General features: G+C 43.9%; 19 protein-coding genes. 6 read left to right on the forward strand and 13 right to left on the reverse strand.

What is annotated here, in order from left to right:
* Positions 1-261 precede the first annotated feature (261 nt).
* On the forward strand, positions 262-924 hold the full coding sequence (locus NQ536_RS10685; RefSeq protein WP_004850032.1) for an L-2-amino-thiazoline-4-carboxylic acid hydrolase: 663 nt from the start codon (positions 262-264) through the stop codon (positions 922-924).
* Positions 925-987: 63 nt separating this feature from the next.
* On the opposite strand, the gene fliB is transcribed toward NQ536_RS10685, so the two are convergent.
* The 11 genes from fliB to NQ536_RS10740 form a co-directional block, all read right to left on the reverse strand.
* Positions 988-2,160 (reverse strand): flagellin lysine-N-methylase, encoded by a 1,173-nt coding sequence (gene fliB, locus NQ536_RS10690; RefSeq protein ID WP_044997832.1) that lies wholly within the window; start codon positions 2,158-2,160, stop codon positions 988-990.
* 37 nt (positions 2,161-2,197) lie between these two features.
* Positions 2,198-3,235: a sensor histidine kinase gene (locus tag NQ536_RS10695; protein WP_004850029.1), complete on the reverse strand. Its 1,038-nt coding sequence runs from the start codon at positions 3,233-3,235 to the stop codon at positions 2,198-2,200.
* Positions 3,236-3,259: 24 nt separating this feature from the next.
* Positions 3,260-3,946, reverse strand: a complete 687-nt coding sequence (locus NQ536_RS10700) for a response regulator transcription factor (RefSeq protein ID WP_004850028.1) — start codon at positions 3,944-3,946, stop codon at positions 3,260-3,262.
* Between the two features lie 64 nt (positions 3,947-4,010).
* Complete coding sequence (locus NQ536_RS10705) at positions 4,011-6,494, reverse strand: ABC transporter permease (protein ID WP_004850027.1); 2,484 nt, start codon at positions 6,492-6,494, stop codon at positions 4,011-4,013.
* On the reverse strand, positions 6,487-7,194 hold the full coding sequence (locus NQ536_RS10710) for an ABC transporter ATP-binding protein (RefSeq protein WP_004850026.1): 708 nt from the start codon (positions 7,192-7,194) through the stop codon (positions 6,487-6,489). The genes NQ536_RS10705 and NQ536_RS10710 overlap by 8 nt, the downstream gene beginning before the upstream one ends.
* A gap of 224 nt (positions 7,195-7,418) precedes the next feature.
* Positions 7,419-8,222, reverse strand: coding sequence for an HAD family hydrolase (locus NQ536_RS10715; protein WP_004850024.1), 804 nt, complete (start codon positions 8,220-8,222; stop codon positions 7,419-7,421).
* Positions 8,223-8,341: 119 nt separating this feature from the next.
* Entirely contained in the window at positions 8,342-10,330 is a 1,989-nt protein-coding gene (locus tag NQ536_RS10720; RefSeq protein WP_044997890.1) for a glycoside hydrolase family 31 protein, read from the reverse strand.
* 10 nt (positions 10,331-10,340) lie between these two features.
* A complete protein-coding gene (locus NQ536_RS10725) occupies positions 10,341-11,105 on the reverse strand; it encodes a sce7726 family protein (protein ID WP_004850020.1) in 765 nt (254 codons plus the stop codon).
* A gap of 175 nt (positions 11,106-11,280) precedes the next feature.
* Positions 11,281-12,204, reverse strand: a complete 924-nt coding sequence (locus NQ536_RS10730) for a DnaJ C-terminal domain-containing protein (RefSeq protein ID WP_004850019.1) — start codon at positions 12,202-12,204, stop codon at positions 11,281-11,283.
* A gap of 368 nt (positions 12,205-12,572) precedes the next feature.
* Positions 12,573-13,874, reverse strand: a complete 1,302-nt coding sequence (gene eno / locus NQ536_RS10735; RefSeq protein WP_044997889.1) for a phosphopyruvate hydratase — start codon at positions 13,872-13,874, stop codon at positions 12,573-12,575.
* A 301-nt stretch (positions 13,875-14,175) separates the two neighbouring features.
* Positions 14,176-14,952: a ZIP family metal transporter gene (locus tag NQ536_RS10740; RefSeq protein WP_004850014.1), complete on the reverse strand. Its 777-nt coding sequence runs from the start codon at positions 14,950-14,952 to the stop codon at positions 14,176-14,178.
* Positions 14,953-15,544: 592 nt separating this feature from the next.
* Here NQ536_RS10740 and NQ536_RS10745 point away from each other — a divergent pair.
* On the forward strand, positions 15,545-17,068 hold the full coding sequence (locus tag NQ536_RS10745) for a Mur ligase family protein (RefSeq protein ID WP_004850010.1): 1,524 nt from the start codon (positions 15,545-15,547) through the stop codon (positions 17,066-17,068).
* 468 nt (positions 17,069-17,536) lie between these two features.
* Here the strand turns inward: NQ536_RS10745 and NQ536_RS10750 are convergent, their stop codons facing one another.
* A complete protein-coding gene (locus tag NQ536_RS10750; protein WP_044997888.1) occupies positions 17,537-18,439 on the reverse strand; it encodes a deoxyribonuclease IV in 903 nt (300 codons plus the stop codon).
* 245 nt (positions 18,440-18,684) lie between these two features.
* Between NQ536_RS10750 and NQ536_RS10755 the strand changes: the two genes are divergently transcribed.
* The 3 genes from NQ536_RS10755 to NQ536_RS10765 all read left to right on the forward strand — a co-directional run bounded on the left by NQ536_RS10755 (position 18,685) and on the right by NQ536_RS10765 (position 20,399).
* Complete coding sequence (locus NQ536_RS10755) at positions 18,685-19,044, forward strand: VOC family protein (protein ID WP_004850007.1); 360 nt, start codon at positions 18,685-18,687, stop codon at positions 19,042-19,044.
* Positions 19,045-19,180: 136 nt separating this feature from the next.
* Positions 19,181-19,606, forward strand: coding sequence for an FKBP-type peptidyl-prolyl cis-trans isomerase (locus NQ536_RS10760; RefSeq protein ID WP_004850005.1), 426 nt, complete (start codon positions 19,181-19,183; stop codon positions 19,604-19,606).
* An 82-nt stretch (positions 19,607-19,688) separates the two neighbouring features.
* The gene (locus NQ536_RS10765; RefSeq protein WP_004850002.1) at positions 19,689-20,399 is read left to right on the forward strand and encodes a DUF3800 domain-containing protein; all 711 of its coding nucleotides are present in this window, start codon (positions 19,689-19,691) and stop codon (positions 20,397-20,399) included.
* A gap of 291 nt (positions 20,400-20,690) precedes the next feature.
* Here NQ536_RS10765 and NQ536_RS10770 read toward each other — a convergent pair whose 3' ends face one another.
* Complete coding sequence (locus NQ536_RS10770; protein WP_004850000.1) at positions 20,691-22,214, reverse strand: sodium-dependent transporter; 1,524 nt, start codon at positions 22,212-22,214, stop codon at positions 20,691-20,693.
* A 543-nt stretch (positions 22,215-22,757) separates the two neighbouring features.
* On the opposite strand from NQ536_RS10770, the gene NQ536_RS10775 reads away from it, so the two are divergent.
* Positions 22,758-24,350, forward strand: coding sequence for an alpha-amylase family glycosyl hydrolase (locus NQ536_RS10775; protein WP_004849998.1), 1,593 nt, complete (start codon positions 22,758-22,760; stop codon positions 24,348-24,350).
* The last annotated feature ends 164 nt before the right edge of the window (positions 24,351-24,514 follow it).

A 24,514-nucleotide genomic window follows, 5' to 3' on the forward strand; every position in this document is an offset into this window, starting at 1 on the left:
CTATATCATATTTACCATTAAATGTCATTACTATATTATTTAATTTTACTATATATAAATGTTTTTATATTGTTTTTTCTATAGATATAGATTTTCCCCAACCTAACAAAAATTTTCAATACATTATTGTTTGTTATCCTGAACTTTATATGATAAAATTTATTCAGTTAGTATATTCTAACCCAATAGTTAAATTGGATTTGTCAGCCCCACCACTGCGGATTCTAATAGACTGGCATCAAGTTATGGGAGGTAAATGAGATGAAACGGGCATATTCAGTATCGAGCTATGCAAAGCTTTACGAAAAATACTGCAAAGAGAATCTTCCGTCCGAGGCGGATGGTATATTCAAAAAGGCTGATGAATATTACAGGGAATTTATGCGCAGGGACATGCCGGATCTCGGCAAAAATATGATGGCGGCCAATATGTATGACTGGTTCACCATCATATCATTTTATGAGGCAAGCGATCACAGGCTTGACGGCGAGGTTCTTCTCACGATCAAACGGGAATCTACTGAGAAGATGAAATTCCTTGGAAAAATTGTCAATGGCAACAAGAGCAACTGGCCATACAAAGTATTTGAAAAAACCTATGTGAAGTTCAACAAAATGCAACAGGAACACCAGGCTAAAGGAGAATGGATGGATAGCTGGAAAGTTGAGATCAACCCAGATGGCAGGACTGAAGGGTTCTGCTTCCATCTGATCGGCTGCCCTATAGCCAAGCATGCGAAGGAGCACGGCTATGCAGATCTGCTCCCTTATCTGTGCAGAACTGACCACTACCTTGCGGAGGTCATGCACGCCCGCCTGATCCGTACACAGACCGAGGCTCTTGGCGGTGATTGCTGCGACTACTGGTATGTCGGCGACGAAAGTCCTGCACTGGAGCAGTATAAGGATCTTGAGAAAATATAACTATTCCCACACATGACCAAAAGCAAGCACCTGTTTCTGATATAACGATGCTTGCTTTTTTATTTACAGACCAAACCAATCTAGAACCTCAACCTGTTCAAGATTCTCGTCCGAATGCTCTATCTCCCTGGAATATCTGTAAGAGAGCTCTATGAGATCATCCGCCGACAAAGTCTCACCATTTCTGAGCCATCTAGCCATGAGCAGCATATAGAGTTCAACCGCATGTCCGACGCATGCGTTTACCTTGCCGGATATATTATCGTCGTACACTGCGCCGAGAAGGTATATCGAGATGAAGTAGACTATGATCTGTTCAAGGAATATGTCCATCGTCATGCGATGCTCACCCTCAATCACATTGTCCTCAGTCACAACACTCTCAGCAATATCCGATTTCTGTCCAAGATGACATCCTGTAACCTCGCAGTTACTTCTCCACCAAGCTTCAAACAGTCTCCGATTCTCCGTAAATGTTTCCTCGCCCCCACCAAACAAAAGCTCCTGCGACTCTATGAGCACATCCTCCCAGTCATCATACAAAAGTTCAAGATCTTCAATGAGAAACATAGCCTGCTTCTGAAGTAACATATACTCTTCATGGTCTCCGTGGATCTGTGGCTTATCCTGCTCATCTGTCTCATCCCACATGACCAGATCGCCCTCGTCATAGTGTCTCTGAGCCGACGCACCGATCTGAATCACCCGCTCTATTCTGTTCCGGATGTTCACACTTCTGTCCTGAATGACATTCAGTATCGCCTCCCGGATATCCTCCAGATTGGAGTACAGGAAATAATCAAAATCATCGAACACCTCGTCCTCGTCATCTTCCTCAGTCACAAATGTCACCTTGTCCGTGATGTTCATCAGTATACGTGCCACCTCAGGACATGAAAGTGATAACGAAACCTCGCGCACGTTCTCGAATTCCTCCGTATGTCTCGGATATTCCCTGCAGGTGGTACAAAGGCTTTCCTTACCCATATGTATATACATGTCACATAGCATATCATCCCGCAGAAATGCACACTTTCCACTTCTGCCGTGTCTGAAAACGCCTTCTTTCCAATTTACCTTGCGGCGCAGCTCATCCCTGTACTCACCATTATAATCCTCATATTTTTCCAACGAATCATCATCTATCACTATCTGCCATTTGCCGCAGCATGTGTCCGGGCATTTGTCCGCTATACAATTGAATTTCTTATAATAATCCGGGTATGTGTAAATCATATGTACTCCTTTATATATAATCATGCCATTATTCCATTCATCGGCTCTGCAGCACGATCACGAACTTGTTACCGCCCTTTTGGGGAATAACACTTAACATTCCGCCCTGTTTTTCTATGATCTCCCTTGACAGATAAAGGCCTATTCCAACACCATCCTTGTCACCGGAATTTCTGCCACGGTAAAACCTCTCAAATATATGTGTACGCTCATCCTCTCCTATTGGTTCATTCTCATCTGTCACACTGATTTCAACCGTGAGCCCTAGTTTTCTGACCGACAGGACTATCTCACTTCCAGTTTTTCCGTATTTTATCGCATTATCCAAAAGATTGAAACACGCTTCCGCAGTCCATCTTCTGTCATGCTGTATATCACATTTCACCTGTTCATCGTATCTGATAGTTATATCGGCGTTTTTCGCACTCACATATACATCTTTCACTGCCTGCAGCACAGTGTCATTTATACTCTGGCTTTTCACATCGAGATTGATAAGTCCGCTTTCCAGTCTGGATACCTTTATCATACTCTCCGAGAGAAATGACAAGCGCTCCACCGCCAGTTCAAGGACTTGCAAGTACCTAGTACGCTCATCATCACTTATATCCGGATTTTTCAGAAAATCCGTGTACATCCTCAGGTTCGATATTGGTGTCTTCAGTTGATGGGAAAGATCCGATACCAGCCCCTTAATATTCTCATGCTCCAGCCTCTCTCTGGAATTCTGAAGCTTCAGTGCATCGATTATCTTGTCAACCTTGCTCTGCAGCCTTGATACCAGCGAGTCATCATTTTCCGGAAATACCTGCTGCCGTTTCAGCTCAGAGAGATTGTCCAGAAGATCCGACATAGCTGCCACGACCTCCGAAATAAAGTCATCATCTGCCTTCTGCAGCAACTTTATGACAACATACATAACTACACCACACGCCAGTGCGCCTATGGCCGCAAATATTTTTTCTGAACATACATACTCAAATACTGCTAAAAACACAAACAAAAGAAGTGAGCATACATACAGCATCCTCACTCTCTTCGTATATTTACCATAGTTTTCAATATATTTATCCATATTATCTCTGTTATCTACCTCTGCCTATGTCTCGCCGAATGTATATCCAATTCCAAACACCGTGATCACGTACTCCGGATTGCCGGCATCCTTTTCTATCTTCTGACGCAGTCTTCTGATATGCACATTCAGCGTGTTCTCATCCACATAATTTTCATTGTCATCCCAAATCTTCTGTATGATCATATCTCTTGTGAGAACGCGCCCCTTATTTTTTATCAGCAGTTCCAGTATCCTGTATTCCGTAACGGACAGCTTTATCGGTTCATCCGATATGTACACCTGCATCCGTTCAAAGTCAACACTCATATCCCCATAATGAAAACGTTCGCGCTTTACCCCATCCGGTGCATTTTCACTTCTTCGAAGGACTGCCTCTATCCGCTGATACAGAAGTTCCACGGAAAACGGCTTCGCTATATAGTCATCGCAGCCGGCCCGGAACCCCTCTATCATATCAGCCTCCGTATCTCTTGCCGTGAGGAAGATGATCGGGACCTTTGTACTTTTTCTCAGTTCTCTGCAATAGTCAAGGCCCCTTCCATCGGGAAGGTTTCTGTCAAGCAATATCAGATCGAAGCCATGTTCCAGACAGCCATCCGCCTCCTTGCATGAGTACGCAGTTTCAACTTCGTATCCCCTCTTTTCAAGGAATAGCTTCACACCTCCACATATGATCACATCATCCTCCACAACCAAAATACGTTTCATACTTTCTCCTATCAATTACATGCTGATTCCATATCATTTTCATGACTCCCGGTCTGTCCAATATCTATGATGCTTCTCTCAGCCGGCTTGTCACCGTATCTTTTGTCACAAGTCTGAACACCATCGCCGGAACCACAATGCATATAGCAAACAGCACAACAACGACTCCGGCAACAAGTGCATACGGATAATGAAATACTGCATAATCAGCTATATTCACACTTAGCTGGCCAGCTCCATACATCATAAGGCTTCCAAGCGTCACAATAAGTACTGTTGTTATAATACCATAAAACATGCCCTCGTACATAAGCATATTACGTATCTGCCTCTTTGTCATTCCAACGCTCTCAAGCACTGCCAGTTCCAGTTTTCTCGTATATACACCGGTGATCATGACATTGATATAATTCACCACTCCGATAAGTATCAATATGATCGACATTCCACCACCTATCACCTCAAGCGACAGCATAGACTTCTTGAATTCCGAGCCCTCCACCGACTTGATATCACTCCCGGCTATGACTGGATTTTCCTTTACGATGCGCTGTACATATGGTGTCACTTCTGATCCTTTTCCTTTCTCCGCATCTGCTATGATGCATGAGATCGCCGCATCCGGAAACAGATCATCCATCACCGCATCACTCACAAATATCGCCTCCGGAGCTCCACCAAGTACCCAGTAATATCCGGCGGTGATTGCTGACTGCTCTGTTCTCATCATGGCTGCACCGACTGAGATCTGTCTCTTCCTGCCCGTCTGGTCATTTACAAGTGTCAGAGTCTTATCCGTCATCCGCTCCGACGCTGATATGGAATCTACATAACCTATCAGACATACCTCTCCTTTTTCGAATGCATCTATATCAATCTTCTGTCTGGCAGTTTTGTTGTAGAGCTTTATCATATCTGAATTGACCGATATCAGCGGTGCCCCATACTGTGCCTCACTGTTGGTCGTTGTCTCATAAAATGTCGCAAGAGATTCCGGGTCATCCTCGGTCTCAATAAACGGTGCATAAAGTTCAGCATCAAATGGCAGTCTTACATTTGCGCTTCTGTCCACCTCTACAGTACCCATACCCGGAATGTTTTGCATCTGATCCGCGATATCTGCCATGGTCGCCTGAGGCTTAGAGTTATCTGATTCTCCGTCGCCATATAGCACATAATCATTGTGAATATAGTGCTCTATATAACTGTCCGCATCCATGCATGATATAAATGTATTCACACACAGAAATGTAACTGAACCCATGAATATTGATGCGAACACAAGTATACTTCTCTTTTTTTCACGAAACACATTCCTCCATGCCATCTTCCAGGGCCTTCCTCCACTGGTGGACTTATATCTTGTTCCCGATATATTTCCAGCATATTTCATAGCATCGATTGCAGATATCTTCCCGGCATATTTTGCCGGTTTCCTTGCACTTATAAATACAGTTGCAAATGCAAATACCACGGAAAATACATATATTCCCGGATTGAAACTGACCGCCGATGAAAGTGCAGCTTCCCTGTCTACCGACAGCATGTTCATAGCAAGAGGAACAACTCCAAATGACACCGCCGTTCCAAGGAGTACACCTATCGGAATTCCTATACAAGCCAGATATAGTGCCTGTTTTTTCACTATCTTCTGTATCTGGGACATCGTGGCTCCGATGGTCTTCAGCATTCCATAGAATCTTATATCCTTTGTGACAGATATATACATTACATTATATATAAGAAGATATCCACTAAGGAGTATCATAAGAGCTATAATGCCTATACTTATAGCTATAAAAACACGGTTTGAACCATTTTCAGACTGAACATCATATTTCACTTCAAACTTCTGATCCTGCCTCAAAGTAACATTTTTCTCAAGTTCATCTTGGAGTTTATCACCCTTGCCCTCCTTTGCGGAGATACTGACACGTCCATCCTTCTGCATATCTATTCCCTGGGAATCCACATATTTCTTTGACACCAGGCATACGCTGCTCTTGGCAAATCCTGTGTACCAGCCTGAGAGCACAAAATTTTTCCTCTCACCATCCATCACCAAAGTAACATTCTGACCTACCTTTGGCGACGTGATACCCATATTGTCAAGCATCTGCTTTGTGAGCATTATCTCATTCTCTTCCTTCGGATAACTGCCATTTATATCGGTTATAGCAGGTTTCAGATTCTCATTAAATTCCGTGTCATCATCATACTGAAGCAGATAACTGTACTTGCCTGATTCCGTGCTTACCGTCTGTGCATCAATCTGTATTCCCGCCGCAAAAAGTGACGGACAGGACTTTATATCATTTATCTGACCTTCAGATGGATGCTCCATATATATAGAAGATCTTGTTCCCTGAAGTCTGAGCTGCATCTGGTTAAGATTTTTAGCTATGGAAAATCCCAATGTAAATACAGCTGTGAACATAAATGTTGTGAGAACGATCGCCAGAATAACAATTACATTTCGCACTTTATTCTGCTTCAACATTCGATGATATATCCTACTCACCGCCGCCTGGTTATTGTTTCTAAGCATCCTTCTCACCCCCATTTGCCCCATCTGGTACTCCTGCTGAGAAGATCCTGCCATCTTCGATCCGTATCATCTGGTCTGCCATGGTTGCGATCTCTTCATTATGAGTAATCATCACTATTGTCTGTGCAAACTCTTTACCAGTCAGCTTTAACAGTGCAATGACATCCATGCTGGTCTTGCTGTCCAGATTGCCTGTCGGCTCATCAGCCAATATGATAGAAGGTTTTGCTGCCAGCGCTCTGGCTATCGCAACCCTCTGCTGCTGGCCTCCTGACAGCTGGTTAGGCATGGAAAATTTCTTTTCCGATAAGCCGAGCACATCCATAATTTTATCTACATACACAGTGTCTATCTTCGTTCCATCCAGCTCGATCGGAAGCACTATATTCTCGTACACATTTAATATCGGCACCAGATTGTAATTCTGGAAGACAAATCCTATCTTTCGTCTTCTGAATATCGTAAGTGCCTCATCGTCCATTTCAAAAATAGCTTTGCCGTCCAGTATAACATCTCCTGATGTTGGCCTGTCGAGACCTCCTAAGAGATTTAGAAGTGTTGACTTTCCGCTTCCCGAACTACCTATGATAGATACAAATTTTCCCTCTTCAATATCAAGTGACACATCTGTAAGCGCATGCACGACATTGTCTCCTATTCCGTATGTCTTTGTAAGATTGTGGGTTGATAATATATTCATGATACCTCTTCCTTTTCATTTCTTTTTCATTTTCTGCCATTTCTTTGTCTGATCTACTTGATGGTTTTATTCTAACATCCACATCTTACAATCTTATTACGTTTAATATTAAGATTTAGTGGTCACTGCTTACATTATCAATATATTAAAAGACCCAGCCCCTGTTAATAAGAGACTGAGCCTTTGATTCCTATCCATTATTTATGTCTGTTTCTATACTTCGCCTACAAGTTGGCTGCCAGCACCTGCTCCATAACCTGGAGCACTCCACGCTCCTCATTGGATGGGGCGCGGAATCTTGCAAACTTCTCCATGCCAGGCTGCGCATTTGCCACGATATAGCTGTAGTATACCGTCTTCAGCATCTCCGCATCGTTGAAGTTGTCTCCGAATGCCATCATCTCGCTGGTATCGATACCAAGAAGTTCCCCGATCTTTCTCATGGCCATTCCCTTATTGATACCTTTATTCATGATGTCGATCCATTCTCTTCCGCCCACAGTGACTGAGAAGTTATCTCCAAAACGTGGCGTATAGATCTCTTTGTACTTCACGGCGGCATCCTTATCCGGAGCAAATATCGTAAACTTATTGGACTCGACGTCAAGGCTTCTCATATCATCAACAAACACAAGATTACTGAGAAATGCTTTGAAAAACTTCGCATACTTCTCGTATTTTTTCAGGACATATGCTCCGGATAGGGCACATAGTACAGCAACACCATCCGTCTCGTCCTCCACAAAGCGTATCATACTCTGGTACTCTTCCACATCCATCAGGCTCTTGTATATGATCTTGCCGCAATTGGAAATAGCCGCACCGTTATCACCGATGACCACCATCTTATCCATCTTGTCTCCGAACATGTCCCTCAGGGTGTACATCGGTCTTCCGCTGGCTACAACAAAACGAATCCCCTTCTCATCCAGCCTGTCAATGTAATCAAAGAAACCATCCGGGAGTTTTCCATTCTCCATAAGCAGTGTGTGATCCATGTCGGATGCAATTAATTTTACGTTCTTCATGACTTCTCTTCCTTGTATATTCTCTAATGTTATATTCTCTGGTATTATATTTTCTGATGTCTATCAGGTAATATTATATATTAACCAGGCCTCTGCCAGCTTATCCCTTGCCATGCATCCTATTTAAATAAGAGCGCACAATTCTTCTCCAGATCATACTCCCTTGTATAACCGTCATCATCATAAAGCTTGTAACTACTGTTCTCATATCCAATAAGCTGCATTGTACCCTTATCAATATCAGCAACGCACTCCGCCACATCCACGACTGGTATACATTTGCCACTTCTTACAAAAAGGATAACTTCATTCAAAGGTACCTCAACAAAGTGATGTCCCGCAGGCATCTCCGTCTGCTCCACTGAGCCATCTGCCGTAAACCTTACAAGCATCATATTCTCTGGCAGATACACATATCTTCCGATGGCATTCTGCGTGTAAACCGGTGCGATCATGATCTCATTTCCAAGCATGAGCTGATCCTCAACATGAGCCGCGATCCTATCATCCGGATATTCAAATGCCAGCGGCTTGAACATCATGTCGTCCGTCAAGGCAGCCTTCATGTACTCGCTGTATATATATGGAAGCAACCGGTAACGGACACCGATCACATTCCTGAAATCCTCTATATGCTCAAACTGATAGCACTCCTGATTTCTTGTGCCCTCACAAGAATGGTCACGCATGAGCGGTGTGAACACGCCGAGTGCGAGCCATCTGAGAAGAAGGTCTCTGGATGTGTCGCATCCAAATCCACCGAGATCCGCGCCCGTATACAGGAAACCGCACATATTCATGGACGGAAGCATCTTGATGTTGAGCAGGATGTGTGACCACCACGATTTGTTATCGCCCATCCAGACTCCGCCATAACGGTGCATTCCGATATATGAGGAGCGTGAAAACAAAAGTCGTCTCTCATCCGGTGAGATCTCCCGAAGGGCCTCGCCTGCTGCCCTTGTCATGTTATATCCAAAGAGGTTATGAACCTTGTCGTGACGCACCATCTCACCATCCACATTGTGATACATAGATGCGTAATCCTTCGGATTGTTGCCAACACCTGCCGCCATACCCGAGATGCCCCAGACATCGTCCACAGTCTCGTCCTTCTCAATGAACTTCTTCATAGCTTTCTTCAGCTCGCTCACGCCCTCCGGGGTGAAGAAGATCGCCGGCTCATTCATGTCATTCCAGAATCCCTCTATACCTGCATCCGTGAGGATCTTATATTTTGCACCGAACCAGCGTCTCGCCTCAGGGTTCAGCACATCAGGGAAATGCGTATATCCCGGCCATACCGCCGCAACGAAATCACTTCCATCTGCTCTCTTACAGAAGTAGTTATTTGCCACGCCCTCCTCATACACATCGTAGCCTTTCTCTATCTTTACTCCGGCATCGATGATCGGGATCAGGCGTATATTATCCTTTTTCAGATTCTCCACATACTCCGAAAAATCGCCAAAGTCGTCATTTATGGTGAAATCCTTATAGCTGTCCATGTAATCTATATCCATGTAGACCATATCGATCGGGATGTGGTTCTCTCTGTATTTTCTCGCCACCGTCTCAAAGTCCTCCGGTGTCTTGTATCCCCAGCGACTCTGTCCAAATCCAAATGCAAACTTTGGCGGGATATAACTCCTTCCGATCATCTTCCTGAACTGCTTTGTGATATCATATGGGCTGTCACCTGTTATCACATAGATATCCAGATCTGCGCTGTCACAGAAAATGTGCAGCTCATCGCACTTCGTATATCCCACGTCAAATGTGATCGTGGATGGATAGTCAAAATACAGGCCAAATGTCTGCGCTCCTGAAACTATAATAAAGTTGTGTGATGCATACAGTGAGTATACATCCTCGTGATGATGCGGATTGTCTGCATTGTTGCTTATGTACTTGTAGCCTCTCTTGTTGATTCCTCTGTTCGCCTCGCCAAGGCCATACACTATATCACTGTCCCCAAGACCAAATGTGTACGAAAATCCGGCTGTTAAGTCTATATTGCCGTGATCTGGCTGTCCTTTTTCTGCTGCGATATCTACCACTACTGATTCTGTCTGAAATGGCTTTCCGTATGTATACTTCTTTATCATGCTGTCACCTCTATGCATCTCTCTTCTTCCTTCTGTATCTCTTTTTCTTCTTCCGAACCGTCTTGCCGCGCTTTGCCGCCTGGGCTTTGCGGAATTCCTGTATCTGCTTGATCATGGCCGCATAGTCCCTCTCGAACAGGATCTCACTTATCTCATGATGCACGATCTCCGCCGGAAGTCTGTCCACTATGAGGGTTCTCACGAAGTCCTTGCTCTTGCCCTTATACATCGGCAAACTGTAGGTCTCCTGAATATGCGCAAGCTCCGGTCTCCAAAGTATTCGGATGGTGCGCAGAATATCCGCTTTTGGATTGGTCTGCATCTCTCGCACTACATAGAAGTCTATCTTATGCATCACTTTATCAGATGGATCAGTTGTGCCTCCACCAATTGCTTTGCCACCCATATTCACATCTGCATTTTCGCCTGCATCTGGCTTGCTGCCTGTATCTGACTTGCTGCCCGTATCATATTCTTCAACAGATATGATTCCCCAGTAGTCCGGCACATGCTCAGCCACATGACTTGCGTGTGTGCTTCCCACCACAACGATATTCTGATCAAAATACAGATCATAATCCGCAACCTGTCTCTCAAGCCGTGTGTATGTATCCGCGTCACTCTTTATCTCGATTCCAACTATCTTGTCCGGGATGACCATTACCACATCCGCACGGGAACTGCCCACAGTCTTTTCCTCAAGGATCCGCACCTTTCCGTACCTCTCCTCCAGAAATTCAAATAAAGGCTCGCGTATATCTTTATCTAATAACATCTTTCCCTCCAAAAATCAATTGATTTAAGTAACCTTCATATGTGATTTTGTGCTATATAAAAAATCAAGGCAGTGAACTTTTAAAGTGAGCTCACTGCCCTGATTTCTTAAAACATATATTATCCCATATCACCAAAATTCATTAAATCAGTACCAGATTCCGGCAATATCTCTATCAGCCTTTATTCACTAGTTCTGTGAACTTCTTAAGTGCTTCCTTAGCCTCCGGTGAAATATTCCTTGGAACTGCAATTCTGACTGTCACATAATGGTCTCCATGGGTATTACCGCCTCTCGCCTGAACACCTTTGCCACGAAGCCTTATCTTGCTGCCCGACTGTGTTCCCGGAGCTATCTTACACTTTACATCTCCAAACATCGTGTGGACGAGTAGTTCTCCTCCGAGAACAGCCACATCAAACGGTACAAGGGCTGTGGTGTAGATATCCAATCCTTTTCTCTCATACCCGGCCTTGTCCCGGATATTTACCTGTAGGAGCAGATCGCCTGGCTGTCCTTTGCCTGTTCCGGGATAACCCTTGCCGGCAAGCCTTATCACACCGCCATTGTCTATACCTGCCGGTATGTGCACTTTAAACTGTGAACTTCCACCGCGTCCATCGTTGAATGACAATGTCTTATCACATCCATAGACAGCCTCGTCAAAGTCTATCGTGACACTTGCCTCCATATCTCTGCCTCTGGCATTGAAGTTACCGCTAAAGCCGCCGAAACCGCCTCTCTGTGAGCGACCTCCTCCTCCGCCAAAGAACGAGCCAAATATATCGCCAAACATATCTCCGAAGTCTCCACCTTCAAAGTGGAATCCTCCGCCACCAAATGGATCTCCTCCTGCAGCTCCACCTGAGCCATCAAAAGCAGCCATTCCAAATTGATCATACATCTTCCTCTTCTCAGCATCAGACAGTACCGCGTAGGCCTCAGAAGCCTCTTTAAACTTCTCTGCAGCTGACGCATCGCCAGGATTCGTGTCCGGGTGGTATTTCTTCGCCAGGGTTCTATATGCTCTTTTTATCTCAGCGTCTGTGGCTGTCTTCTTGACGCCGAGAACTTCATAATAATCTCTTTTTGAAGCCATGATTCCTACCTCCCGATAAGCCTATGTATAGTTTAACACTATCTGTCAAGTGATTCCACATTTTTAATGTCAAAATAAGCACATATATTATGAAATTTTTTAGGCATTTTTATATAATTGATAACTAATTGATCAGCTGTAATATGCCATGTAGATTTCCGAAGTTTACAAATTATCCCTGCAAGCGGCAAAGTCACGTGCAAACACCGTCTTTGGCACGTTGCACGCAAAAAAAGCACCTCCACCGATATTTTATTCATTCCGTCAGTGGAGATGCCTTTGTATGGCTAATACCATATATGTTATATGCAAAATGTGCTACTTCCTTGCAACATATTCTGTATAACATTCATTTTACTTATATTATCCTACTGCTTTATGTTGAAAGCCTTGATTCCAGGATATACTGCGCAGTCGCCAAGCTGTTCTTCGATTCTAAGGAGCTGGTTGTACTTTGCAACTCTCTCTGATCTAGAAGGAGCGCCTGTCTTGATCTGGCATGTATTGAGTGCTACTGCGAGATCTGCGATAGTTGTATCTGCTGTCTCACCTGATCTGTGTGATGATATTGCTGTGTATCCAGCCTTATGAGCCATCTTGATAGCCTCAAGTGTCTCTGATACTGAACCGATCTGGTTGAGCTTGATAAGGATACAATTTGCACATCCCATCTCGATACCCTTTGCAAGTCTCTCTGTATTTGTAACAAACAGATCATCACCAACAAGCTGAACCTTGTCTCCAAGTCTTGCTGTGAGCTTCTGCCAGCCTTCCCAATCCTCCTCATCGAGACCGTCCTCGATTGAGATGATAGGGTACTTCTCAACAAGCTTTGCCCAGTGCTCGATGAGCTGCTCTGCTGTGTACTCTGTTCCAGCCTTTGGAAGCTTGTACCAGCCCTTGCCCTTCTCGCTCTTCCACTCTGATGAAGCAGCGTCCATAGCGATCTTAAAGTCCTTGCCCGGCTCATATCCAGCCTTCTTTACAGCCTCGAGGATTGTCTCGATAGCTTCCTCGTCAGACTTGAGTGCCGGAGCAAATCCACCCTCATCACCTACTGATGTGGCAAGGCCTCTCTCCTTGAGGATACCTGCAAGTGCATGGAATACCTCTGCACACCATCTCAGACACTCCTTAAATGAAGGAGCGCCAACCGGCATGATCATGAACTCCTGAACGTCAAGTCCTGATGACAGAGCATGGCATCCCCCATTTACGATGTTCATCATCGGAACCGGAAGCTTGTTTCCTGAGATTCCGCCGAGGAATCTGTAAAGAGGAATGTCAAGTGAGATTGAAGCTGCTCTTGCCGCTGCGATTGAAACTGCAAGAATAGCATTTGCTCCGAGTTTTGACTTGTCCTTTGTTCCATCTGCCTTGATCATCGCTGCATCTACTGCATATATGTCAGACGCATCCATTCCTGTAAGTACGTCATTGATTGTTGTATTTATATTCTCTACTGCCTTCTGGACACCCTTGCCAAGGTATCTTGATTTGTCTCCGTCACGAAGCTCAAGCGCCTCAAACTCACCTGTGGAAGCTCCACTAGGTGCAGCCCCGCGGCCTACTGTTCCATCTGCCAGATATACCTCTGCCTCAACTGTTGGATTTCCTCTTGAATCAAGGATCTCTCTTCCTATTACCTTTTCGATCTCAAGATAATTCATCATTTTTATATTTCTCCTTTCCTTGTATCGCCCCCTCCCTTTCGGTCGGCGGCAGTTCGTCGGTGCATTCCGATATGTGCCCACAGGGCACATGGCACCTCCTCTTTCCTTGTATCGCCCCCTGCCGTCCCTCCGATTCAGCAGACTGCAGAGGGTACATAAGCTCACATGATTTACGCTGTTAGTTTAATCTAACCAGCCTATAAAATCAACATTTGTAATTGTGGATATTTTATCATTTAACGTAATAGCCGGGGGGACGGAGGTACCTGTCCCCTTTGCCAATGTGGAGATTTTTTAGTTAGCCAAGGGCTACGTCCAGCACCATCATCAGTGCAAAGCCAACCGCAGCTCCGATGGTTCCTATGTTGCTGTGATCCCCCGCCTGAGATTCGGGTATGAGCTCCTCGATGACAACATAGAGCATGGCTCCCGCCGCAAATGCAAGAAAGTACGGAAGAAACGGCGTAATCTGCACCGCCAGAAGTGCCGTGAGGAATCCTCCAAGCGGCTCTACCGCACCTGACAGTGTTCCATACAGAAATGCCTTCTTTTTGCTCATGCCTTCACCCACAAGTGGCATGGACACGATCGCTCCCTCAGGAAAGTTCTGTATGGCGATTCCTATCGAGAGCGCAAATGCTCCAGTGATCGAAACTCCCACATCGCCCATGGCTGCTCCTGCATACACAACCCCCACCGCCATTCCCTCAGGGATATTATGGAGTGTGACCGCAAATATCATCATCGTGGTCTTCTGCAATTTTGCTTTAACTCCCTCCGGCTTATCACTCTCCAAATGCAGATGCGGTATCAAAGTATCAAGAACCAGCAGAAACACTATTCCAAGGGCAAATCCGATAAGCGCAGGCACCCATGCAATCTTTCCCTGTGCCTCCGCCATATCTATGGACGGCATGAGCAGCGACCATATGGAGGCCGCAATCATGACTCCCGCTGCAAATCCCAGCAGTGCTTTCTCCACCATCGGAGATATTTTTTCTTTCATAAGAAATACCATAGCCGCTCCAAGGGTCGTTCCGGCAAATGGTATAAATAATGTTACAAATTCAGCCATTCAATCACCTCTTTATAATATGTAATATCTTTTATTTTATACATATTCATTTTTTTAATCCTGTGCACATTTCCGAATTAAATATATTTAAAATATATTTAGAAAAAATTTGCAAATTTTTGTCATATCGATCCCATAAATCATGTCGCAAATTGCATTTACAATTTAATTTAACGGCAAGCCTTTGTCAACACAAGTCCACACACATGATACAAGTTATCAACAAGCATCACAAAGTTATCAAAAATTATTGCATTTTATCCACATATAACTGTAATTTTGCAACACAAATTTATGGTGATATTTTGTCAATACATGTTATAATATGAGCTGTCATTAAATTTCAGGATCAGTGTGTAGATGAAAATAAAAATGGGGATAAATATGAAAGAAAAAGAACCTCTGACTACCACGCGATTCTAGCCGATTCATCTTATATGCTTAATAAAACATTTGACATAACGACTTATTGAAAGCATAATATCAAAAATTGACATTTTAAAATATTATTAAAAAGCATTTTAAAAAAGAGATTTTAAAAAAGAATTTTTGAAAAGAAATTATTAAAGAAATAATTCCAAGGGGAAAAACCATGAAAGAAAATTTACAATTAACAACTTTATTGGATATCTTAGATCAGCAGAAGCTGGTGACAGATTACTCAGAAGATTGCAAGGATATCTCACCTACACATATAACCATCAATTCCAAGGATGTTGTTCCGGGCACATTCTTTGTGTGCAAGGGTGCTTCTTTTAAAGAAGAATATCTGAAATCCGCCATCTCACAGGGTGCTATCGTATACCTGTCACAGCAGAAGTATGACGGAGTAGACATTCCATATATAATAGTCAGTGATATAAGAAAGGCCATGGCTCTAGCTGCAAGATGGTTCTTCGGCAATCCTGGCGACAACCTTACCAAAGTCGGTATCACCGGAACAAAGGGTAAGACCACTGTCACATTTGTCATGAAGGATATACTGGACAAGTACACTGATAACAGATGTGCTGCATTCTCAACACATGAGATAGACGTAGGAACAAAGGTATTTGAAACCACACTCACCACTCCAGAGCCTATCGAACTTCAGACATACTTCGACATGGCGGTAAATGAAGGATGCACTCACTGTATCATGGAGGTATCATCCCAGGCCATGAAGATGAACCGTATCTACGGAGAGCACTACAAAGTCGGAGTATTTACCAATATCGACTACGATCACATCAGCCCGACAGAGCACGCCTCCATGGAGGACTATCTTGGATGCAAGGTATCCTTCCTTAAGCAGTGCGACAACGTTGTGCTGTACAGTGACACAAGATATTTTGAAACTATATATAATGAAGTAAGGGACAAGCACGTTGTTGTATATGGAAGCAAGGAATCTGTAGAAAAGCTCATGTCAAGGGATGACGATTTCTTTGAAAAGGATACTGAATTCGCCAGCATCCACAATGAAGACCTCACAGACCATAACAGCTACTTTGAGCTTATATACGGAGGAGAGAACAGAGCGTACAACACCAACCTGATAGGTGACTATAATGTGGAGAACATCGTTGCGGCTATCATCTCGTCTCTGCTCATCGGCATTCCAAACGAACAGATCAGAAGCAGTATCAGAGACATATACGTTCCAGGACGACTTCAGGTATATCACTGGAAGGATCGTACATTTATGATTGACTACGCCCACAACTATATAAGCATGTACAGACTGTATGAGATGGTTAAAAAAACCATGAAGCCAAAGTCAATCACCGTCGTATTTGGCTGCGGCGGCGAGCGTTACAAGAAACGCCGTGAAGACATGGGCAGACTTGCTGAGCAGTATGCCGACAAGGTCGTTCTCACCATGGAGGATCCTGGTTTTGAGTCCTGTGAGGATATCTGCAAGGAGATCAAGCAGTACATCACAAAGCCATGCTATATAATTGTCGACAGAGAGGAGGCTCTGACGCGAGCACTCGATGAGGCTCAGCCTGGCGAGCTTGTCATCACAACAGGAAAGGGTATCGAGAGCACCCAGAGGATCAATGGCACATTTGTACAGTGCCACTCTGACGCACAGGTTATTGAGCATTGGCTGACGGAGCATCCGGAGAAGTAAGGGACGGACGGTAATCAGTCCTTCATCTGTATTCAGTTCATGAAAAAAGAGATGTATGTTGTGTATGTGCTATCACGTTTGACTGCTATGGCTTCACTACCGATAGCCCATACACAACATACATCTCTTTTATTATAGTTTTTGAAGCAGATGAATGGCTGATCACCTGTGTTTTGACTGAACATTAGATATGCAATGATAAACCACAGGTTTATTGCCTTTCTTGCGGCTCAGCTTATAATGAATAGTAGAAACGGTGCGAAAGCGCTGTTATGCAGGTGACAGGAGTTGCCTATCAGACTGACGTAAACTTAATAGTCGTAGCAGGCTGTAGAGTGATGATGCGTGTGATGTTCCGGGAAACAGTGCATGGCTGAGCTTTATAAGGGTTGTTTGTTTACCAAAACCCGGATAGGCAGAGATGCCGAAAGAAAACATTCAGGGAGTTCTACTAAGTAGAACTCCTTTTTATCTGTTATCTTCCACCACTTTCTCCCTCATCTTCGGATCGAATTTCCCATTTCGGATCATTGCTATCTCCCGTTTGAACGGCTCGTAGCTTTTCTTGCTGTTTTCCGGGTCTTTGATGTATGGGGATTCCAGGATCTTTGGCACTTCCATGAAGTCCGTGTGGTTCATGATGTACATAAGTGGCTCGAAGCCGATCTTGCCAAATCCAAAGTTCTCATGTCTGTCCTTTGCAGCTCCCGGCTCGTTCTTGCTGTCGTTCATGTGGAATGCCGCTATCTGAGCTTTGCCGATGAGTCTGTCAAACTTCTCCATGACACCGTCAAAGTCGTGTATTATGTCGTACCCCGCATCGCTGGTGTGGCAGGTGTCAAAGCATACTCTGAGCTTGTCATTGTAGTTAACGCCATCATATATGCGTGCCAGCTCCTCGAAGCTTCTTCCGATCTCGCTCCCCTTGCCCGCCATGGTCTCAAGCGCTATATGGCATGTAGTGTCTGCGGTCAAGACTTCATTCAGTCCCTTTACTATGCTCGCTATTCCCTTGTCCACGCCCTCTCCAACATGTGATCCAGGATGAAGGACTATCGTATGTGATCCCATAGCCGTAGCTCTCTCTAATTCCTTTGCAAGAAATTCAACTGCTATCTCATATGTTGCAGGATTTACGGTATTTGCAAGATTGATTATGTATGGTGCATGGACCACGAACTCCTCTATGCCGTGCTGCGCCATGAGTTCATGAGCTTCCTGTATCTTCAGCTCCGATATATCCTTGCGCCTCGTATTCTGCGGTGCTCCAGTGTATAGCATAAATGTATTTGCCCCAAATGATACAGCATCCCTAACGGAGCCAAGCATCATATCCTTGCCTGACATGCCTACATGACATCCCAATTTCAACATATTTTTTCCCTCCGGTTGTATTTTTCTATTTCTCTGTGTAATAATCTGCCTATCTCAAACTAATCCAGCCTATTTCTAACTACCACACATGTCACAGTTTCTGTTTTTGCTGAATTTAAATAAATAATAGTGTATAATTTTCATATGTTTCCATCAACTCACATACGATCTGATATTTTATTCCTATCAGATGCACAATTCCTATTATAAACATCTTACTACAAAAAAGGGAGTGAACTATTATGATTTTAAAAAATGTACTGATCGTGGTTAAAGATATTGAACGATCAAAGAAATTCTACAAAGATATCTTTGGGCTGGATGTAATATTGGACAACGAAGGAAATGTGATATTAACTGGTGGTCTGGTGCTTCAGGACTACTCCATCTGGACCGATTTTATTGATGCTCCTGTAATATCTCACAATAATGCATGTGAACTCTATTTTGAAGAACCCGACATCGAGGCATTTGCTCTGAAACTGGACAAGAGTCCTTATGATATACATTATGTAAACAGATTGATGACTCACTCATGGGGACAGCGCGTTATCAGATTCTATGATCCGGACGGAAACCTGATCGAGGTTGGCACACCTTAGACGGAAAGTATTTTGCCTATACCCATTCCTATCATTTCATGTTACAATTAATTATTACATATCATAGGCTGTCGTTTATGATACATGCAGGGGCTTATGCGTCTGCTCTACTACCACAATTGGAGGACAAATATTTATGAGTAACACAGGAAGAACCTGTAAGGTTCATTACACAGGAACATTTAACGACGGAACCAAGTTTGATTCATCATATGACAGAGGCGAGCCAATCGAGTTCGTATGCGGCGCAGGTCAGATGATACCTGGATTTGACCAGGCTGTTGAGGGTATGAATGTCGGCGACATAATCGATGTTCATCTCCGCCCAGAAGATGCATACGGAATGCCTGATCCAGAAGCCATCATCAAGGCTCCTCTTGCAGATATGCCTGGCGCTGAGAATCTTGAGGTCGGCAATCAGGTATACCTTGCCAATTCCATGGGACAGCAGTTTCTTGTGAAAGTTATCGAAAAAGATGATGAATCTATCACATTTGACGCCAATCATGAGATGGCTGGCAAAGAGCTGAACTTTAAGATCGAGCTTGTATCAGTGGACTGATCCGCATGTGGATATAGTTTTTATATCTGGTATATTTCTATTTTTTCAACATTACATAAGATAAGAAGGGACAGTGGCGGTCATGAATATATACATAGACGAATCAGGATCAATCAACAGGTATCATACAAGCGACCTGTATTTTGTTGTGTCTATGATACATGTTCTTGATCCCATTGCCCTTGAAAGAGCATATAAGAGATTTATCTCTTCAAATTACGAGATGCTTCTTGATCTGGACAGTGATAAGGTTGACGATATGACTGGAAAGATAGTCAAACACGGTGGCAGGATGTTCCGTGACGGCAAATTCCGTGAACTCAAGGGTGCGCAGTTTGACAGGGATATGAAGCACATATTTGTGGATTACTTTTCTAGGAAACATCACTTTGACGTGTACTATATCATGATGAAGAATGAGAACCTGCCAAGCCGTTTCTTTGACAACATATCCAGAACGTTTAACTACTCCATCAAATCCGCACTGCTATACTTTATCCAAAGCGGATACCTCCCGGACGAAAGCTGTTTTCTTCAGCTCGACGAAAGGAATGAGCGGGTAGAGAACAAATCATTCCTAGAGAATTATCTAAACACAGAGCTCTCTCTCTCCGGACAGGTCGCCGGAGATTTCTCAGTGAGTTACTTTGATTCATCCTGCAACAAGTTTATCCAGATAGCCGATGTATTTTCCAATCTGTTCTATTCTCATTTACAGACCGGACATTATGTCGATGAGTTGGGACTCATGAAGGAACTGGGAATCCTAAAAGGAATATATGAGATGCCTTAATTTTTTTGGGGACGGAGGTGCCTGTCCCCCCTTTCGCAGAAACTAAAAAAGGATTGAACCTTACGATCAATATCGCGGTTTCAATCCTTTTTTTAATACCAATAGCCTTCGAGCGATGCTCACACAGAACACTTACATAGATAAACGCACTATCGAAGGACTTACTGTTGGTACTTATATAATAACATTTGGTTGACATAAAATCAAGTCTATGGCCATAAAAATCCGTAAAAATCTTATCAAAACTTGCCAACCAAAATCTTGTCAAAAATCCAATATAGATTCAAAAAACTATCTGTCAGATGGCTGGTGCCCACTGACATCTCCGCCGCCATCCCTGCGGCTGTGCCCGAATGCCAGATAGCCAATAAACAATACAAACAATAATGCAACGCACATCCAGATACACAGCAATAGTGTTCCCTTAGGTGCAAATGTATCATAGTAGCCCTTGAAGTAGATGACAACTATGATCAATGGCAGCACATATGACATATATTTTCTGAGATACCGCGGGAATGGCTTGCCAATTCCTGCGTCTGCCTCTGCGACAAAATTGTCAAATCCCCATCCGTTCTTTCTGGTGCAGAACAACACAAACAGCAGTGATCCAAGTGGAAGTATATTGTTCGACACAAGGAAGTCCTCCAGATCCATGATGTTGGAACCGGCTCCCATCGGAGCAATCTTTGACAATATGTTGAAGCCTAACACTGCCGGCATGGAAAGCACTGATATTCCAATCAGATTGATGATCAAAGACTTCTTTCTCTTCCAGCCAAACATATCTATGCTTATGGAAATAATATTTTCAAACACCGCTATAACCGTGGAAAGTGCCGCAAATGACATGAATATAAAGAACAGTACTCCCCATACTCTTCCCCCCGGCATATGGTTGAACACATTTGGCAGCGTCATAAACAAAAGTGATGGTCCCTTGTCGGGACTGATCCCATAGGCAAAACATGCCGGAAGAATGATCACACCTGCCATCAATGCAACAAATGTATCAAGATACATAACACTCTTCGCCTCTCCTGAAAGCTTATGTTCCTTTCCTATGCAGCTTCCAAAAATTTCCATGGAACCCATACCAACGCTGAGCGTGAAAAACGCCTGAGTCATGGCATCGAACAGAACATTTCCCCAGCCTCTCGCATTTGCTCGCTCTATACTTGGGACAAGGTAGAACTTAAGTCCCTCTTCATTTCCCGAGAGCATAAGTGAATTCACAGCCATGACTATCATCAGGATGATAAGGGCGATCATCATAACCTTTGTCACCCTCTCCACTCCATTCTGAAGTCCCAATGAGCATATGCCTATGCAGCACGCTATGACCGCAAGTGTCACCACAGCCATAAGTCCTGGTGAAGCAAGCATCTCTGAGAACCTGCCCTCTATGACCTCAACAGCCTCTCCGTGCAGCTGCCCGGAACCCATGACATACACATAATAAACCATCCAGCCCGCTACCATGGTGTAGAACATCATGAGCAGATAATTGCCTGCGTACGCGTACCAGCTGAACTTGTGCCAGTTGCCTCCCGGCGGTGCCAGTTCCCTAAGAGCTGATCCTACGCTCTTTCCACTGCCTCGCCCGATGGCAAACTCACATGTCAATATCGGATATCCCAAGAGCAGTAGAAACAGTATATATATCACGATAAATATCGCGCCGCCGTTCTGCCCACATATATACGGGAATTTCCACACATTTCCAAGACCTATGGCACACCCTGCAGACACAAGGATGAAGCCAAGTCTTGAGGCGAACTTTTCCTTGTCGCCGTTGTTATTATCTTTACTCATACACTTTTCCTTTCACAGATATCAGTATTATTTGCGTCAGATGTTTACTTCAAACTGTTACATTCTATATTATTTTTTCATTTATGCTGACACATACCTTGTGATTGTAACATACATTACAGCATTTGTGTGTTTAAACTTTTACAGTGTGAAGCAAATTTTATCCCGTATTTGAACCAGATAAAATACAGCTATTTTTATGTTTGCTGTGCATTTTCAACAAGTGTATTTTCATACAAAATAAATCTATTAATTTACATATAAAGGATTACATTTTTCCATATTATATTTTATTATAATAAGTAGAATGTTCTTAATACTATTAAGACCGTTCTCCGTATTCTGAGGCAGATTTCTGTGTGGGATTGCAGTACCTTACCTTATTTCATAAGTTTTCGCTGAAAACTTGTGATATACCTTATAAACCACCAGCGCATAGCTGCAAGTGCGCTGCTCGCATTATGGAGAAACAAATAGTAACACATGCGCCGCGCGAAGTGCATATATATGCGCATGCTACATTTTTTAAGGAGGACATTTATTATGGCTACATGGCTTAAAGATGCAATTTTTTATGAAATATACCCACAGAGTTTCTACGATACCAATGGTGATGGAATCGGTGATTTCAACGGAATCACCGCAAAGCTTGACTATATCAAGTCTCTTGGATGCAACGCTATCTGGATGAATCCATGCTTTGATTCACCATTTTCTGATGCGGGCTATGATGTAAGGGATTACAAGAAGGTTGCCGAGAGATACGGCACCATGGATGATATCAAAAACCTTTTTACCGAGGCTCATAAGAGGGATATGCATATCCTTCTCGACCTTGTTCCAGGCCACACATCAGAGGAGCACGCATGGTTTACCGAGAGCAAGAAGCCTGAGACAAATGAGTACACTGACAGATATATGTGGACTGACGGATGGCTCTGCGGCGGTGCAGGTCTCAACTACATCGCAGGTGAGACACCTCGAAATGCAGCCTACATCGTCAATTTCTTCAAATGCCAGCCGGCTCTCAACTATGGTGTTCTGAACCCAACCGAGAGATGGCACAAGAGCATGTACGATCCTGCATGTATCGCGACAAGGGAAGCTATGAAGGACGTGTGCCGTTTCTGGCTTGATGCCGGATGTGACGGATTCCGTGTTGATATGGCTGACTCACTTGTAAAACACGACGATGCGAACAAGAGCGGAACTGTCGCTGTATGGCAGGATATTCTCGGTGACATTCACTCCGAATACCCAGAATCAGCATTTGTATCTGAGTGGGGAAAGGCTGAGCAGTCCATCAAGGCAGGCTTCGATATGGACTTCTATCTTGACTGGATGGGCAACGGATATAACTCTCTGGTAAGAGATTACGAAGCTCATCTGAATGCATTTGCATCTCTTCCGGAGAAGCTCGATGACAGCGTGGCAAACAACAGCTTCTTCAAGGCTGACAGCAAGGGAACCTGCGACCACTTCATTGATGAATATATGGGAAGATATGAGCAGATAAAGGACAAGGGCGCCATCGCCCTCATCACAGGAAACCACGACACCACACGTATCAGCTACGGACTCTCTGAGGACGAGTTAAAGCTTGCCTACGCATTCTTCCTGACTATGCCCGGCAATCCATTCATCTACTATGGCGATGAGATCGCCATGAGATTCAGAAGCATGGCAAGCAAGGAGGGCGGATTTACAAGAACCGGTTCAAGAACTCCTATGCAGTGGAGCTCAGGTGAGAACATGGGATTCTCAACAGCACCGGCAGACAAGCTTTACCTCCCAGTTGATCCAGCGGAAGGAGCTGCAAATGTTGAAGCTGCTGAAGCGGATCAGAACTCGCTTCTCAACACAGTTAAGTCGCTCACCGAGCTCAGACACTCACAGGCTGATCTTCTCGACAAGAGCAATCTTGAGATCATCAGCAGAAAACCTCTGGTATACAAGAGAGGAAACCTGATCCTTGCAGTGAATCCTAAGAATACTGCCACTCAGTCAAGAAAACTTGCTGAATTGACAGATGACGCAAAGGTTATCTATTCTATAGCAATAAACGGCACACAGCCAGGCATCGCTGACGGAGTTATCACTCTTCCGGCACAGAGCTTTGTTGTGATAATGAACTAAGTATTTTATATTTTCGCGGAGCAGCCGCCAAGGTCTTGTGCAAGCACAGGCTTTGGCGGCTGTCACTATATCTTAAGAAGCCCACGAAGCAACCTTACATCTCTTCTTCCCTGTAGTCACCGTCCCAAACTTGTGGTAATATGAAATGGATTATATTCTTGTAT

It is taken from the genome of Coprococcus eutactus, from assembly GCF_025149915.1.
In the GTDB taxonomy this organism is placed as follows: Bacteria; Bacillota; Clostridia; order Lachnospirales; family Lachnospiraceae; genus Coprococcus; species Coprococcus eutactus.